This window comes from Paenibacillus sp. MB22_1 (assembly GCF_047200555.1).
GTDB classification, from domain to species: Bacteria; Bacillota; Bacilli; order Paenibacillales; family Paenibacillaceae; genus Fontibacillus; species Fontibacillus phoenicis.
Genome location: NZ_JBLADV010000001.1, coordinates 485,111 through 499,455 on the forward strand (window position 1 = coordinate 485,111; position 14,345 = coordinate 499,455).

General features: G+C 54.0%; 9 protein-coding genes. 5 read left to right on the forward strand and 4 right to left on the reverse strand.

Annotated elements, in window-relative coordinates; all coding sequences use genetic code 11:
• Nucleotides 1–16: 16 nt before the first annotated feature.
• The 3 genes from ACL02P_RS02115 to ACL02P_RS02125 all read left to right on the forward strand — a co-directional run bounded on the left by ACL02P_RS02115 (nt 17) and on the right by ACL02P_RS02125 (nt 5,385).
• A complete protein-coding gene (locus ACL02P_RS02115; protein WP_009224200.1) occupies nt 17–922 on the forward strand; it encodes a carbohydrate ABC transporter permease in 906 nt (301 codons plus the stop codon).
• Nucleotides 923–1,163: 241 nt separating this feature from the next.
• Nucleotides 1,164–2,885 (forward strand): ABC transporter substrate-binding protein, encoded by a 1,722-nt coding sequence (locus tag ACL02P_RS02120; RefSeq protein WP_009224199.1) that lies wholly within the window; start codon nt 1,164–1,166, stop codon nt 2,883–2,885.
• A gap of 100 nt (nt 2,886–2,985) precedes the next feature.
• Nucleotides 2,986–5,385 (forward strand): glycosyl hydrolase family 95 catalytic domain-containing protein, encoded by a 2,400-nt coding sequence (locus ACL02P_RS02125; RefSeq protein ID WP_412836746.1) that lies wholly within the window; start codon nt 2,986–2,988, stop codon nt 5,383–5,385.
• Nucleotides 5,386–5,532: 147 nt separating this feature from the next.
• Here ACL02P_RS02125 and ACL02P_RS02130 read toward each other — a convergent pair whose 3' ends face one another.
• Nucleotides 5,533–6,366, reverse strand: a complete 834-nt coding sequence (locus ACL02P_RS02130; protein ID WP_009224197.1) for an AraC family transcriptional regulator — start codon at nt 6,364–6,366, stop codon at nt 5,533–5,535.
• A 128-nt stretch (nt 6,367–6,494) separates the two neighbouring features.
• Between ACL02P_RS02130 and ACL02P_RS02135 the strand changes: the two genes are divergently transcribed.
• The gene (locus ACL02P_RS02135; RefSeq protein ID WP_412837308.1) at nt 6,495–8,525 is read left to right on the forward strand and encodes a beta-galactosidase; all 2,031 of its coding nucleotides are present in this window, start codon (nt 6,495–6,497) and stop codon (nt 8,523–8,525) included.
• A gap of 104 nt (nt 8,526–8,629) precedes the next feature.
• On the opposite strand, the gene ACL02P_RS02140 is transcribed toward ACL02P_RS02135, so the two are convergent.
• From ACL02P_RS02140 to ACL02P_RS02150, 3 genes are all read right to left on the reverse strand, one after another.
• A complete protein-coding gene (locus ACL02P_RS02140) occupies nt 8,630–9,703 on the reverse strand; it encodes a M42 family metallopeptidase (RefSeq protein WP_009224195.1) in 1,074 nt (357 codons plus the stop codon).
• A 271-nt stretch (nt 9,704–9,974) separates the two neighbouring features.
• Nucleotides 9,975–11,321, reverse strand: a complete 1,347-nt coding sequence (locus ACL02P_RS02145; protein WP_260072014.1) for an ISLre2-like element ISTco1 family transposase — start codon at nt 11,319–11,321, stop codon at nt 9,975–9,977.
• 693 nt (nt 11,322–12,014) lie between these two features.
• Complete coding sequence (locus ACL02P_RS02150; RefSeq protein WP_260072012.1) at nt 12,015–13,391, reverse strand: IS110 family transposase; 1,377 nt, start codon at nt 13,389–13,391, stop codon at nt 12,015–12,017.
• 446 nt (nt 13,392–13,837) lie between these two features.
• Between ACL02P_RS02150 and spoVAC the strand changes: the two genes are divergently transcribed.
• Nucleotides 13,838–14,344 (forward strand): stage V sporulation protein AC, encoded by a 507-nt coding sequence (gene spoVAC / locus ACL02P_RS02155; protein ID WP_009224194.1) that lies wholly within the window; start codon nt 13,838–13,840, stop codon nt 14,342–14,344.
• Nucleotide 14,345: the final 1 nt, after the last annotated feature.

Genomic DNA, 14,345 nt, shown 5'->3' on the forward strand with positions numbered 1-14,345 from the left:
GGGAGGGAGAAGGGCGATGGCAAGTTCAAGCAGAGGCTTTAATGATACGCGGGGCGATAAAATCTTCAACATTTGCAACATCATTCTCATGAGCGTCATTTTGGTCATCACGTTGTATCCTTTCCTGAACGTGTTGGCGATCTCCTTTAATGATTCCACCGATACGGTTCGAGGCGGCATTTACATCTGGCCGCGGGAATTCACTTTGGAGAACTATAAAACGATCTTTAATTATTCCAGCCTGATTACCGGCTTTAAAATTACGATTTACCGGACGGTTCTTGGGACCGTGCTTGGCTTGATCAGCGCCTCAATGCTGGCCTATACGCTAAGCCGGCCGGATTTCAAATCCCGGAAGTTTGTATCCACCTTCCTGGCGTTGACGATGTACTTCTCCGGCGGTTTGGTTCCAACCTACATGCTGATGCGCCATCTCGATTTGATCGGCACGTTCTGGATTTACATCTTACCGGGCGTTGTCAGCGCGTTTAACGTGTTCGTTATCCGTTCCTTTATCGACGGGTTGCCGTATGCATTGCAGGAATCTGCCAAGCTGGACGGAGCCAACGACTTCACGATTTACTACAAAGTGATTCTGCCGCTCTGTAAGCCGGTACTGGCGACCATCGCCTTGTTCCTGGCGGTAGGCCAATGGAACTCTTGGTTCGACACTTATCTGTACAACGGGAACAAAGCGCATTTGACGACGCTTCAATATGAGTTGATGAAAATTTTACAAAGCACCAACCAAGGCGCAAGAATGATCAACGCCAACGATATGGCGAATCAGATGGCTCAGGTATCGCCGGAATCCATCAAAATGGCGATCACTATCGTTGTAACGGTACCGATCTTGATCGTTTATCCGTTCTTGCAGCGTTACTTCGTAGATGGGATGACGCTGGGCGCCGTCAAGGCTTAACCCTAGAGCCTGCCGGGCGGTAAGCCTGATGGATTAACGCCGCCAAATCCGCCTCCGCCGCAAGCTGCATCAGCGGCGGGGCGGCACTCGGCGGGTGGGAGTAATTTCTTTTTCAATCAAAGATGAAAGCCTTTACTTTTTTGGGTAACACCGGGAATGAGGGAAGCAACTCAGGTATCAGCAGGCGAAAGCCTGTTCATACAATACAAGTTTGATCAAGATGACGAGGGGGAACGTAGAAATGAAGTGGAAAAGCCCTAAAGCATTCGCGGCGATCTTGCTCGCGAGTACGGTGTTGGTTGCGGGTTGCGGAAGTAACGGTAACAATGCTGCCAACAGCAGCAATACCGGCAACGCGGGAAGCAATGCGGAAGCGTCCGCAGATAACAGCCCGATCACCTTTACCTTCTTTGGTGCGGATGCCAGCCCGAACTGGAACAACATGCAGGACGATGTAGGCAAAGTGATTACAGAGAAAACCGGTGTAACGCTTGAAGCCGAGTTTGACGTAGGTGCCGGCGGCGGCGAAAACAAAATCGCGCTGATGGCCGCAAGCGGTGACGTTCCGGATCTAATTTTTGCCAAAGGGGAATTGAGCAAGCTGGTGGATGCCGGTCTCATTATCGACTTGGCTCCGCTTATTGAAGAGCATGCACCAAACCTGAAGAAAATTTTCAGCGAAAATATGAACCGTCTGAAATACAGCAACGATGATCCTGCGATTTATTCCATCTTCACGAATGGCGGCGTGGATCAGCAGTACTTCGACGCTGGCGGCGGCTTCGAAATCCAGCAACGCGTTTTGAAAGAGCTGGGATATCCGAAGATTCGTACGGTTAAGGATTTTGAAAACGTGCTGAAGCAGTATGTAGAGAAACACCCGACTACAGACGGTCAGCCAACCATTCCGCTGACACTGAGCGCCGATGACTGGAGAATCATGATTACGGTAACGAACCCGGCGTTCCTGACAACAGGTGCACCGGACGACGGCGAATATTATGTCAATCCGGAAACTTATGAGGCGATGCTGCATTACAAACGTCCGGAAGAGAAGGAATACTTCCGTTGGCTGAATCACATGTATAACGAAGGCCTCCTGGATAAAGATACATTCGTGCAAAAAGAAGACCAATACAAAGCGAAAATTGCCAGCGGCCGCGTGCTTGGCCTGATCGACCAAGAGTGGGGATATCAGGATGCAGAAAACGCGTTGAAAACAGCTGGTAAAGACGAGTACACTTACGCGCACTTCCCGGTTACTTTGACGGAGGAATATGAAGATCATTCCTTCCAACAAGCAGGCGTTGACGGCTACGGAATCAGCATCACCACAGCATGTAAAGATCCGGTTCGCGCCATCAAATTTATCGACTGGCTGTCTTCTGACGAAGGTCAGGTTTTGAGAAACTGGGGCGTAGAAGGTAAACACTATACGGTTGATGAGAACGGCCAACGCGTCATTCCAGCCGACATTCAAGAACGTAAAGTAAATGACAGCACGAACTTCACGAAGGAATCCGGCATCAGCTTGTACCGCATCTTCGGTGCGAACTATGGTGACGGCGTGAAAGATCCTTCGGGCAACTACTACACCACGAACTTCCCTGAGCAAATCGTGGCAGGCTACACCGAAGCTGAAAAAGAAACGTTGAAAGCTTACAATGCAACAACTTGGAAAGACCTGTTCCCAGGTGAAGATGCATTCCCTGCGAAGGATTGGGGCGCTCTGTACAACATGCCTGTTCCTACGGACGGCGATTACCAAGTGATTTACCAAAAAACGCAGGATATCATCCGTAAGCGGATTCCGGAAGCGATTCTGGCGAAGGAAGCCGATTTCGACAAGATTTATGACGCTTTCCTTGAAGAGCTGGACAAAGCCGGCGCGAAGAAGATGGAAGCCGAGTATACGGAATTGGTTAAGAAGAGAGTCGAATTGTTTACCGGTAAGAAATTGTAATTGTAGCTTAGCAGTAACAATCTAAATAGGATTGCAAAAAGGCCCGTGTGTTTTCGGGCCTTTTTGCGCCAGTTAGCCATTATATACATCATTCAGGAGGATGAGGAAACTGAACTATTCGGAGCAAACGGAGTGGAAGCTATGGTATGATCGCCCCGCTTCTCGCTGGGAGGAAGCTCTTCCCGTTGGAAACGGGCGAATCGGCGGGATGGTCTTCGGCGGGATTCATCGCGAGCGGATTGCGCTGAATGAAGATACGTTATGGTCGGGATTCCCCCGGGACCCGCAAAACTACGATGCGCTGCGTCACCTTGGACCGGCCCGGGAACTGATCTTCGCCGGCAAATACAAAGAGGCCGAGAAACTGATCGATGCGAAAATGCTAGGCCGACGCACGGAATCCTACCAGCCGCTTGGGGATTTGTGGCTGGAGCAGGGAGATTCGGCGACGGAGGCCGATGGGAATGAGCTGCGGGGATTCCGACGGGAATTGGATCTGGCGACCGGGATCGCAACGACGACTTATCGGATCGGGGGGGCGGAATATCGCCGCGAGGTATTCATCAGTGCGGTTGATCAGGTAATGGTTCTCCGCATTACGTCGCTGGGGAGTGAACCTGTGAATATGGCCGCTTCGTTGGACTCTCTTCTTCGGCATCAAGCCTTCGGCGGGCCGGCGGGAACGGCACGGATCTGCATGAGAGGCCAGGCCCCCAGCCATATTGCCGACAATTATCGCGGGGACCATCCGCAGTCGGTCTTATACGAGGACGGCTTGGGCCTCACCTTTGAGGCCCAGCTCTTGGCGCTGCCGGAGGGCGGCGGCACGGTGCAGGCAGCTGCCTCAGGCCGGCTGACGGTGAGCGGGGCGAAGGCGGTGACGCTGCTGCTGGCAGCCGCCACGGATTACGCCGGCTATGATCAGGCGCCGGGAAGCGGCGGCATCGACCCGGCGGAGCGATGCCAGGCGGCGCTGGATGCGGCCGCAGCGCTTGGCTATGAGCAGCTGCGTCAGCGCCATGAGGCGGATCACCGCCGGCTGTTCGGCCGCGTTGAGCTGCGGCTGGGCCGCGCGGAGGAGGCCGCCGAGCGGGCAGCCCGTCCGACCGACGAGCGGCTTGAGGCTTATCGCCGCGGAGAGTCGGACCTTGGGCTGGAGTCGTTGTATTTTCACTACGGCCGATATTTGCTGATGGCCAGCTCCCGGCCGGGGACGGAGGCTGCTCATCTGCAGGGAATCTGGAATCCGCATGTGCAGCCGCCGTGGAACTGCGGATATACGACCAACATCAATACGCAAATGAATTATTGGCACGCAGAGGTGGCAGGGCTGGCCGATTGCCATGAGCCGTTGTTCGAGCTGATCCGTGATCTTAGCGTAACCGGAGCCCGAACGGCGCGGATTCATTACGGCGCCCGGGGCTGGGTCGCTCATCACAATGTGGATTTATGGCGCCAATCCACGCCATCGGACGGCGAGGCCAGCTGGGCGTTCTGGCCGATGGGCGGCGTGTGGCTGTGCCGCCATTTATGGGAGCATTACGAATTTGGGCTGGACGAGCAGTTTCTGCAGGAAACGGCGTATCCGCTGATGAAGGGAGCTGCCGAGTTTTGCCAGGATTGGCTGGTGCCCGGACCGGACGGACGGCTGGTTACAGCCCCGTCGACTTCGCCGGAGAACAAGTTCCTGACACCGGATGGCGGAGAGCCTTGCAGTGTGTCTGCTGGCAGTACGATGGATCTGTTCTTGATCCGTGAACTGTTGGAGCATACGATTCGGGCCGCAGAAATTCTTAAGGTTGACGAGGCGTGGCGACAAGAGCTGGCCGATACGCTCACGCGTATGGCTGAGCCGCAGATCGGCCCGGACGGCCGGCTGCAGGAGTGGAGCGAGCCGTTTGCAGAAGCCGAGCCGGGACATCGGCACGTGTCCCATTTGGTTGGCTTCTACCCGGGCAATGCGATCACGGTGCGGCAGACGCCGGAGCTGGCGGAAGCTGTCCGCCGCACGCTGGAGGAGCGCATCCGGAACGGCGGAGGCCATACCGGCTGGAGCTGCGCCTGGCTGATTAACCTGTACGCCCGGCTGGGCGACGGGGACACCGCTCACCGGTTCGTGAACACGCTGCTGTCGCGTTCCACGTATCCGAACCTGTTCGACGATCATCCGCCGTTCCAGATCGACGGCAACTTCGGCGGAGCAGCCGGCATCGCCGAGATGCTGCTGCAAAGTCATATGGGCGGCATCGACCTGCTGCCGGCCCTGCCTGCGGCCTGGACGAGGGGGCAAGTGAGCGGCCTGCGAGCCCGCGGAGGGTTTACCGTCGACATGACGTGGGAGGAGGGCCGTCTGACGTCGGCCTGCATCACGTCAACGTCCGGCGGCGAGTGCACGCTGCGCGGGCTGCATGGCCTGAGCGTCCGCTTGCCGGACGGCCGCACCGTGCAGGAAGGTGAACGCTTCCAGACGGAAGCGGGAGCGACGTACCTCGTAGGCTAGGGGACAGCCCCTGCGTCTCGCGGGTTACGGCGTCAAATTGATGCAAAAATGCAGTTTTTTAAGGCCAAAATCGCTGATACTCTCCATTTGGAGCGCTTTTGCAGTTTTTCTTGTCCACCTGCCACGCTGCCAAAGGCAGAACTCTTCCTAATGCAGCCTACGGAACTGCTGGGGGGTCATCCCCGTGTGCTTGCGGAACGTGGCGACGAAGTGGCTGGCATCGCGAAAGCCCGTTTTGCCGGCGATCGCGGCGACGGTGACGCCAGGTTCGCTGGCCAGATGCTCCTTCGCCTTATGGATGCGCATTTGCGTGAGGTAGCTGTAGGGGGCGATGCCAAACGATTGCTGGAACAGCTTGCTGAGATGTCGGCCGGACATTCCGGCCACTTCAGCCAACGTATCCAGCCCAACGTCGGGGTTGCCGTATTCCCGCTCCATCCAGGCGAGCAGCGGTCCCAGCTTCTCCATGATTCGCGGGACGGCGCTGCCGCTCACCTGGCCGAATTGGCTCAGGACTGCAAGGAACCGGTACACCTCGGTTGAGGTCTCCAGGCCAAACGGGTCCTGAATGCTGTCCAGCCGGTTGAGCAGGTGGCCAAGCAGCGGGGAGATAGGCGCCTCCGCTTCCCAGCGGAACAGGACAGCCTCCCGGATGCCAAACGCCGCCAGAATCGACCCGGCAGCTGCTCCGCCAAACGTGAGGTAATACGTCTCCCATGTCGAGCTTCGCTTAGCTTGATATTCGTGAGGCATGCCGGGCGGCAGCAGCATCCCGCTGCCTGGAGGGAGCAGGACCGTTCCGCTGCCCAAAGTCAACTCCCCCTCGCCCTCGGCGGTATGTAGCCAATGGTAATAAGGGTAGCCGTCCGGGCGGACGATTTTCTCCTGATTCGGATTATAGCCGACGCTTTCCAGGAGCAAGGGAAGATTCGGTGTGGCAGCCGGGGAAAAAACAAAACGGGTAAAGGCCCGTGAACTCATCGTGCGAATTGCCTCCTAAGTTTGATCCATATTATTATATTACAATTCGAAATTATTATATATAAAGCGGGAAATTTCAACCTTACAATGGACTTAGAAGTTATATATCGCAAAAGGATGTGGATATGGTGATCAACGAGAAACTGCCGAAAATTTGGTACGGCGGCGACTACAATCCGGAGCAGTGGGGACCGGACGTTTGGAAAGAGGACGAGCGGATGTTTAAGCTGGCCGGGATCGATGTGGCTACGGTCAACGTTTTTTCCTGGGCGCTCATTCAACCTAGCGAGGAAACGTATGACTTTACGCAATTGGACGAAACGATCGACCGCTTGTACAAGAGCGGCGTTTATGTCTGCCTGGCGACCAGCACCGGGGCTCACCCGGCATGGATGGCCCGCAAATATCCGGACGTGCTGCGCGTTGACGTGCAGGGACGGAAACGCCGGTTTGGCGGACGTCATAACTCCTGTCCAAATTCGCCGACCTATCGCAAATACGCTGCCCGTCTGGCCGGCAAGCTGGCGGAACGCTACAAGGATCATCCGGGGCTGTTGATCTGGCACGTTTCCAATGAATATGGCGGCTACTGCTATTGCGACAACTGTGCGGCTGCCTTCCGCGTGTGGTTGCGAGAGCGTTATAAAACGTTGGATGAGCTTAACCGGGTATGGAATACGCGATTCTGGGGTCATACGTTTTATGATTGGGAAGAAATCGTGGTGCCTAACGAACTCAGTGAGGAATGGGGCGGAAACCGCACGAACTTCCAAGGGATTTCGCTGGATTACCGGCGCTTCCAGTCGGAGTCGCTGCTGGAGTGCTACAAGCTGGAGTACGACGAGATCAAAAAGCATACGCCAAACGTGCCGGTAACCACCAATTTGATGGGCTTTTATCCGGAGCTGGATTATTTCAAATGGGCGAAATATATGGACATTGTTTCTTGGGACAACTACCCGTCCTTGGATACGCCGGTCAGCTTCACGGCCATGGCCCATGACTTGATGCGCGGGCTGAAGAGCGGCGCGCCGTTTATGCTGATGGAGCAGACGCCAAGCCAGCAAAACTGGCAGCCCTACAACTCGCTGAAGCGTCCTGGCGTGATGCGCCTTTGGAGCTATCAGGCGGTCGCGCGCGGCGCCGACACGGTGATGTTCTTCCAGCTGCGCCGCTCGATTGGGGCGTGCGAGAAATACCACGGTGCGGTCATTGAGCATGTCGTTCACGAGCACACCCGGGTCTTCCGCGAAGTGGCGGAGCTTGGCCGAGAGCTGGAGCAGCTGGGCGATACGCTGCTGGACGCGCGGACCGAGGCGAAGATCGGCATCGTCTATGACTGGGAGAACCGTTGGGCGATCGAGCTTTCCAGCGGTCCAACCGTAGCTTTGAATTACGTTAATGAAGTCCACAAATATTACGATACGTTGTTCCAAATGCATGTGGAGAGCGACATGGTGTCGGTGGAAGAGGATTTCAGCAAATACGAAATCCTGATTGCGCCGGTGATGTATATGGTGAAGCCGGGCTTTGCGAAAAAAGTCGAGGAGTTCGTAGCGAACGGAGGCACATTTGTCACCACCTTCTTCAGCGGCATCGTAAATGAGAACGATCTGGTGACGCTCGGGGGTTATCCGGGCGAGCTGCGCTCCGTCCTAGGCATTTGGGCAGAGGAGATCGACGCCTTGCTGCCGGGCCGCACGAACCAAATCGTGATGAAAGAAGCTTGGGGTGCACTGTCTGGCCAATACGAATGCGGCCTCTTGTGCGATTTGATTCATGCCGAAGGCGCAGAAGTGCTAGCGGAATACGGCTCCGATTTCTATCAGGGGATGCCGGTCGTGACGGTCAACCAGTTCGGCAAAGGTCGCGCCTATTATGTGGCAAGCAGCCCGGACGCCGCCTTCCTGCAAGGGTTCCTGAAGAACCTATGCGAAGAGAAAGGGATCCAGCCGTTGCTGGACGCACCAGCCGGCGTCGAAGTCGCACGCCGCGTGAAGGATGGCAAAGCCTTCTTGTTCCTGCTGAACCATAACGAAGGGGCTGCTGAGGTGGAAATCGGGTCTGAAGGAATGAAGGACCTGCTGGCGCAAACGGAAGTGTCGGGTACGGTTCAGGTGCCTAGCCGGGGCGTCGTTATTTTGGAAGGTAAAAAGTAAAGATTATCCAAAAAACCGCAAGGCCTGACAAACGGCCTTGCGGTTTTTTTGAAGATATCAGAAAACTTTGAATGTACGTCGATAGACGTTTTTCTTACGGAGGTTCAGCTATTCTCCAGAATTGTGTTCAGCGTCGTCCGGTCCAGTCCGCGCACCAGGCGAATCAGCAGCTCCTTCGCAGCTGCATAATCATCCGTATGGATGATTGAGGAGGATGTGTGGATGTAGCGGGAGCAAATGCCGATGACGCTCGACGGGACGCCGGTGCCGCTGAGATGCACTTGACCGGCATCCGTGCCGCCCGGTGACACGAAATATTGGTACTTAATCTTGTGCGTATCCGCCATATCGCGGATATATTCGACCAAGCCGCGATGGGTGATCATCGTCGGGTCAAGGATGCGCAGCAGCGCGCCATCGCCCAACCGGCCGAACGCTTTTTTGTCGCCGGTCATGTCGTTGGCCGCGCTGGCGTCCAAGGCGAAGAAGATGTCAGGCTTAATGAGATTCGCCGCCGTCCGAGCCCCTCTAAGGCCCACTTCTTCCTGCACGTTAGCCCCGGCATAAAGAACATTCGGCAGCTTCTCGCCGTGCAGTGCCTCGAGCAGCTCAATCGCTAAACCAACGCCATAGCGGTTATCCCAGGCTTTCGCCATAATTTTCTTCGGATTTACGAGGGGGGTGAACTCGCAAATCGGCACGATCTGCTGGCCGATCCGCACTCCTGCGGCTTCGGCTTCCTCACGGCTGTCCGCGCCGATATCCAGGTACATCGATTTGATGTCTACCGGCTTGTTGCGTTGCGACTCATCCAGCAGGTGGGTGGGGATCGATCCGACGACGCCGACGATTCGCCCGTTTGGCGTAATGATTTGCAGGCGTTGCGCCAACACGGCCTGGCTCCACCAGCCGCCGAGCGGCTGGAACGACACCATCCCGTTATCGCTGATGCCGGTGGTCATGAAGCCGACTTCGTCGAAATGCCCGGCGACCATCACCCGAGGACCTTGCTCATCTCCGCGCAATACCCCGAACAGTCCGCCGAGGTTATCCTGCACGAATTCCTGCGTATAGGCCGACATTTTCTTTTTAACGAGGGCCCGCAGTTCTCGTTCAAATCCAGGAGCCGCTGGAAATTCCGTCAGTTCTTTAAATAGCTCGCGCGTTTTTTCATTCATCGTTTGCTTCTCCTTTTTCTAAAGATACGGGTTCCAAAGGCCCGATTTACAGCATCTAGATATCTTAGAATCCATCTCAGATAACCTTCCTACCCTAGTATGAACTACCTTTTTTCGATTGTCCATGGCGATTGGATTGCCGTCAGTGTCAAGCTAGCGTGGGCAGTCATTTAAGATGCCTGGAACGCGAACCCCGAAGGAACCTCTTCCTTGTAAGCGCTTTGCTTCGTTCTTTCATCAAACACAAGTGATTTGTCAGAATTTTTTGCCGTTATCCGCGAAGTGCTTTGAGTGCCATACCCGTTGTGCTGCTTTGCTTCGGTCCTTGCAGCATGCGAATCATTCCAGCGATACAACCCTTGACCGGTTGCGTCACGTTCTTGAGCAATTGCCGCATGTTTATCGACTGCTGCGGCGTTGCCTGCTTACTCGCTTGTCCTTCAACCGTTCTTACCACCGTGCCCGCTTCTTGAATCCTCATCATCGTCCTCAGCATCGCCCTGACGCCTCGCTCACTCCAACTGTACCCGCCACGCTTCGTCCGCTTGGCGAATATACGCATCTGCGATTCCGCGCTTCCCATCGGGCGCATACCGCTTGTGTCGATCCCCTTCGCCTGGAGTGTTTTTCGGTAGTCGTCCAAATGCTTCTCATGCCGCTTTAGAAATCTTTTATACGGCTTCCAATCCTTCCGGTTCTCTTCCGCTATCTCTTGCTCCGACACGCCTTCCAGGACCGCCATAAGCGCGGCTGCATCCTGTTTGGCCAAAGACCGTCTCACTCTCTCCCACACCTGCGGCAAATGACCGACAAAGCGTTTCAAATCACGCGCCACATGAAAGCGGTCCAGCATGTACAGACATTGGTGAAAGTAGGATGTACATTCCCCGATCCACGCCGCGCCGTCTCCGTTCACCACAAGCCACGTGTTCTCGTCGATTTCGTAACGCTCCACCAGAAAGTCCCCGAACCCTTCCCAGAAGTCGCCGCCGCTCGTATGCAGGTAATGCTGTTTGTTCTTCAGCTGTACCCGCTTGCCGTTCTTCTCCCAGCCTTCGTGTACGACTGCAATTGCGTTCTCCATCCCGCGCTTTTTGCTCCGCTGCAGCTTCGTGTACAGCCCATCCACTTCCACGAACAGCACGCGGGCAGCGCGCCGTTTCACCGCTGGCATCGGCTGTTGCGCACGCTCCATCAGTTTTTCCCTGATCGCTTGGTGGCTCAGCACATTGTAGCCCAAAAGCTGCTCCAGCCGCTTTGCGCTGTCCCGGTACGACGGTCCTTGGCTTGCGAATGCGATTGCTGTCTCTTCCAAATGCGGACTGACTTTCCCGCGCCCTTCGAATTGCAACAGCTGATCCAGCAGATACACGTGTTTGCCGCTTCTACGGTCACAGTACAATCTCCGCTTAAAGCGCACATTCCCGAACACTGTGTTGACGCTTGTTTCACGCTCGTCCTTTACTCGATAACGCTCTCGGTCCCGTTGCTCCAGGATCTGCTGATCCAGCGCCTCCAGTACCTGCTTCATCGCACGAGCGAATTCCTCCTGCATTTTCCGGAAAATCCATTGCTCAATCTCTTTCATCGTCGGCATTGTTGTGGTAAAGTGGCTCACAGGAGCTTCCTCCTTCTTGGTGTGTTGTGCGTCAAACATCACTTTACCAAGGGAGAAGCTCTTTTTCTATATCCGCTTTTTCCAATTCCTACACCCACAGAGATTTTACACTATCTGGATTGCCCGGATTTCTTGTGCTGTCGTAACTCTGGCGAGCACCCGCCATCCGAGCGCAGCATATACTGCAGAAGCAGCAGTCGATGGGCGAATGAGGAGGCTAAGCTTAATGGAACGATATGCCAAAGATTGGCTGGTGATCTGTCTGCTCTTTATCCTGTTAGTGATCATCCTTCTGTATTTGTGATTTCAGGATGCGATTCCCTTGCCTCACCTGACGTGAGTCCGCCGGAACTTTGGTTCCTGCGGGCTTCTTTAAGATATCAGCGTACTATGTCAAGTAGAATTTTTAGGTTTCTGGGTAACCCAAACACACCTAACCACCCAGATTTTCAAAAAAGTTAGCAACTGACAGAGAAGCGATGCTTGAAACCGGCCTTTCTCGGACTTGAAAGGAAATAGCCTCGTTTTTTCAATCCTGCGATGCAATCTGGCTGAGTGCAGAGTATACGCTAACGTACAATTCGCATTCACAGGGCGAGGTGGATAAAGCTGACATACGAGATCCAAGGTCTCCAAGAAAGTGATCCGATCTTCCCTCAGTCCCAGAAAGACCGGTTCCAAGATCTTGCTTAGTTAGGCCACCGCTAGTGTCGGCATAACGCAATTGAAGTTCAACTTCTTATTGACCTCATCAAGGATGTGATAATCAGAGCACTGCGATTGAAACGGTAAACGGTCTCGCAGCATGGCGAAAGCGACTTTGAGCATCTTATTACCCATTGCAACAAAGATGGCTCGTTCATGTTTTCCTTTTTCCTTCAGACGATCATAGAAAGGCTTAAGGTCCTTATTATGCATGCAGAGACTCTTACCTGCTAGATATACCGCATAACGAAGGTGATCGTTTCCCTGTTTGGAAATCTTGCGGTAGGAGCCTTTGCCGCCACCTGTTTGCTTAACAATGGGGTTTGTGCCAGCTTTCTTAATTAACTGGTTTGCGTTCGAGTACTGAGATACATCGCCGATTTCAGCATAAAGCTCAGCCGCGGTAGTCACTCCTAAGCCCGGGACGGTAAGAAGCAGTCGTCCGTCTGTCTGAAGGAGAAGGTTCTCGATCTCTTGTTCCAAAACATTAATTTTGGCATCAAATGTTCGTAAGTCACGTAGCTTCATTTTCAGTAACATAAGCTCAGGCCGAAGTTCCTGTAAGTTTCTCGATAACGCTTGTTCAGCGACGTGCAAGAGCTTCTGGATGGTGGTGTTTCGCAATTTGAGATTATGCTGAATCGAGAGCTTTCGTAGCCCGGTCTCCCCTAGTTTCAGGACAGCAGCGGGGTGTGGATAATGCTCCATGAAGAAGAGCGAGGCTTTCCCCCAGAAGTCACTGAATACTTTGATTTTTCGAGCTCTACCGGCTGAATAATCTGCATATCCTTGGTACTCGCGCCAGATGAGGTCCATAAGTGCTCGAATCTCTGTACGCAAGGAAGCACGCTTCCGTGTCTCAGAGCGCCGTGCTCGAGTCAAGACATGGAGCTGACGCTGCACGCCATTCAAAAGCTGGTTTTCAGTGGCTTTGTTGCTTTTGATGGCATGGGCGATGGCCACAAGATCAAGATCATCTGTTTTGCACCAATTCAGTGCGCCGGCGCGTTCCTCGAAGGTGGTATACGGATTCAAGATCTGAACGTGGTACCCTCGTTTCGCCATCTCGCGGACGATGTCTTCATAGTAATGGCCTGTTGCCTCAATACCCAGGAACAAGCGAACAGCCTCTGTGGCTGTAACCGCTTGATTAATCTTCTTGCAAAGCAGCTCCATACCAGAATTATTCGCTGAGAAAAAGAAGGGTTTTTCAATGATGTCGCCGAAATAATTGCATATTAAGGCTTTTTGGTGGAGCTTGGCCGCATCGATTGCAACGATGAGGACTTGCTCCAGGTTAACGCCCCTTAGCTGTTGACTGAACTTAGTTCCCTTACGGCCTTGAATGTGCGAGGATTTCCCCATGCGACTTTAACCTCCTGTGGTTGGTAGGTAAGATTGAAGCTTCCCTGTCAGGTGCTTCTTTCTTCGATAGTCGCTGGGGATTTCCTCTTTATATTTTGATTATATTACACGCCAGAAAGTATAAACTTCGGGGCATTAGCATCCTGATATCGCAGGAAAAACTTCCGCTAAACGCGGTCTGTCTACTTTGAATGTACGTCGATAGACGTTTTTCTTAAGATATCAGAAAGTATAAACTTCGGGGCATTAGCATCCTGATATCGCAAGAAAAACTTCCGCTAAACGCGGTCTGTCTACTTTGAATGTACGTCGATAGACGTTTTTCTTATGTTTTAAGCTCGCTTTCTGGTGCCGGATTCCATGGATCATTTTCCAAACATAACAAGCCGCAGGATGACAAATAATGAGTATACCGTGCAAGTTAGGAAAATAAGGAGGAATGCCGTTTGCCTGCAAAAGCGAAAAACAAGCCGGGAGCTCGGGTGAAGTTGAACAACCTGCTGCTGACGGAGGAAGAGTATCAGCAGGTTGCCGACCAGCATAAGCCGAAAACAAACATTTTGCGCAACTGCCTGAGGGCGTTTCTGGTCGGCGGGTTCATCTGCTTTATTGGCCAATGTATCCAGCAGCTGTTTATGACTTTTGCCGACATGTCCGCGCGGGAAGCAGCGAGTCCTACGGTCGCGATCCTGATTCTTATCTCCATCGTGCTCACCTCGTTTGGCGTTTACGACAAAATCGCCCAATGGGCCGGGGCCGGTACGGCTGTACCTGTGACGGGGTTCGCCAACTCCATGTGCTCCTCGGCCATTGAATCCCGAGCGGAGGGGCTTGTCCTTGGCGTCGGGGCCAATATGTTTAAGCTGGCGGGTTCGGTGATCGTGTTTGGCGTCGTGGCCGCTTTTATCGTAGGTGTGATTCATGTGATTTTCGGCCTGGGAGGAGTGCATTAAC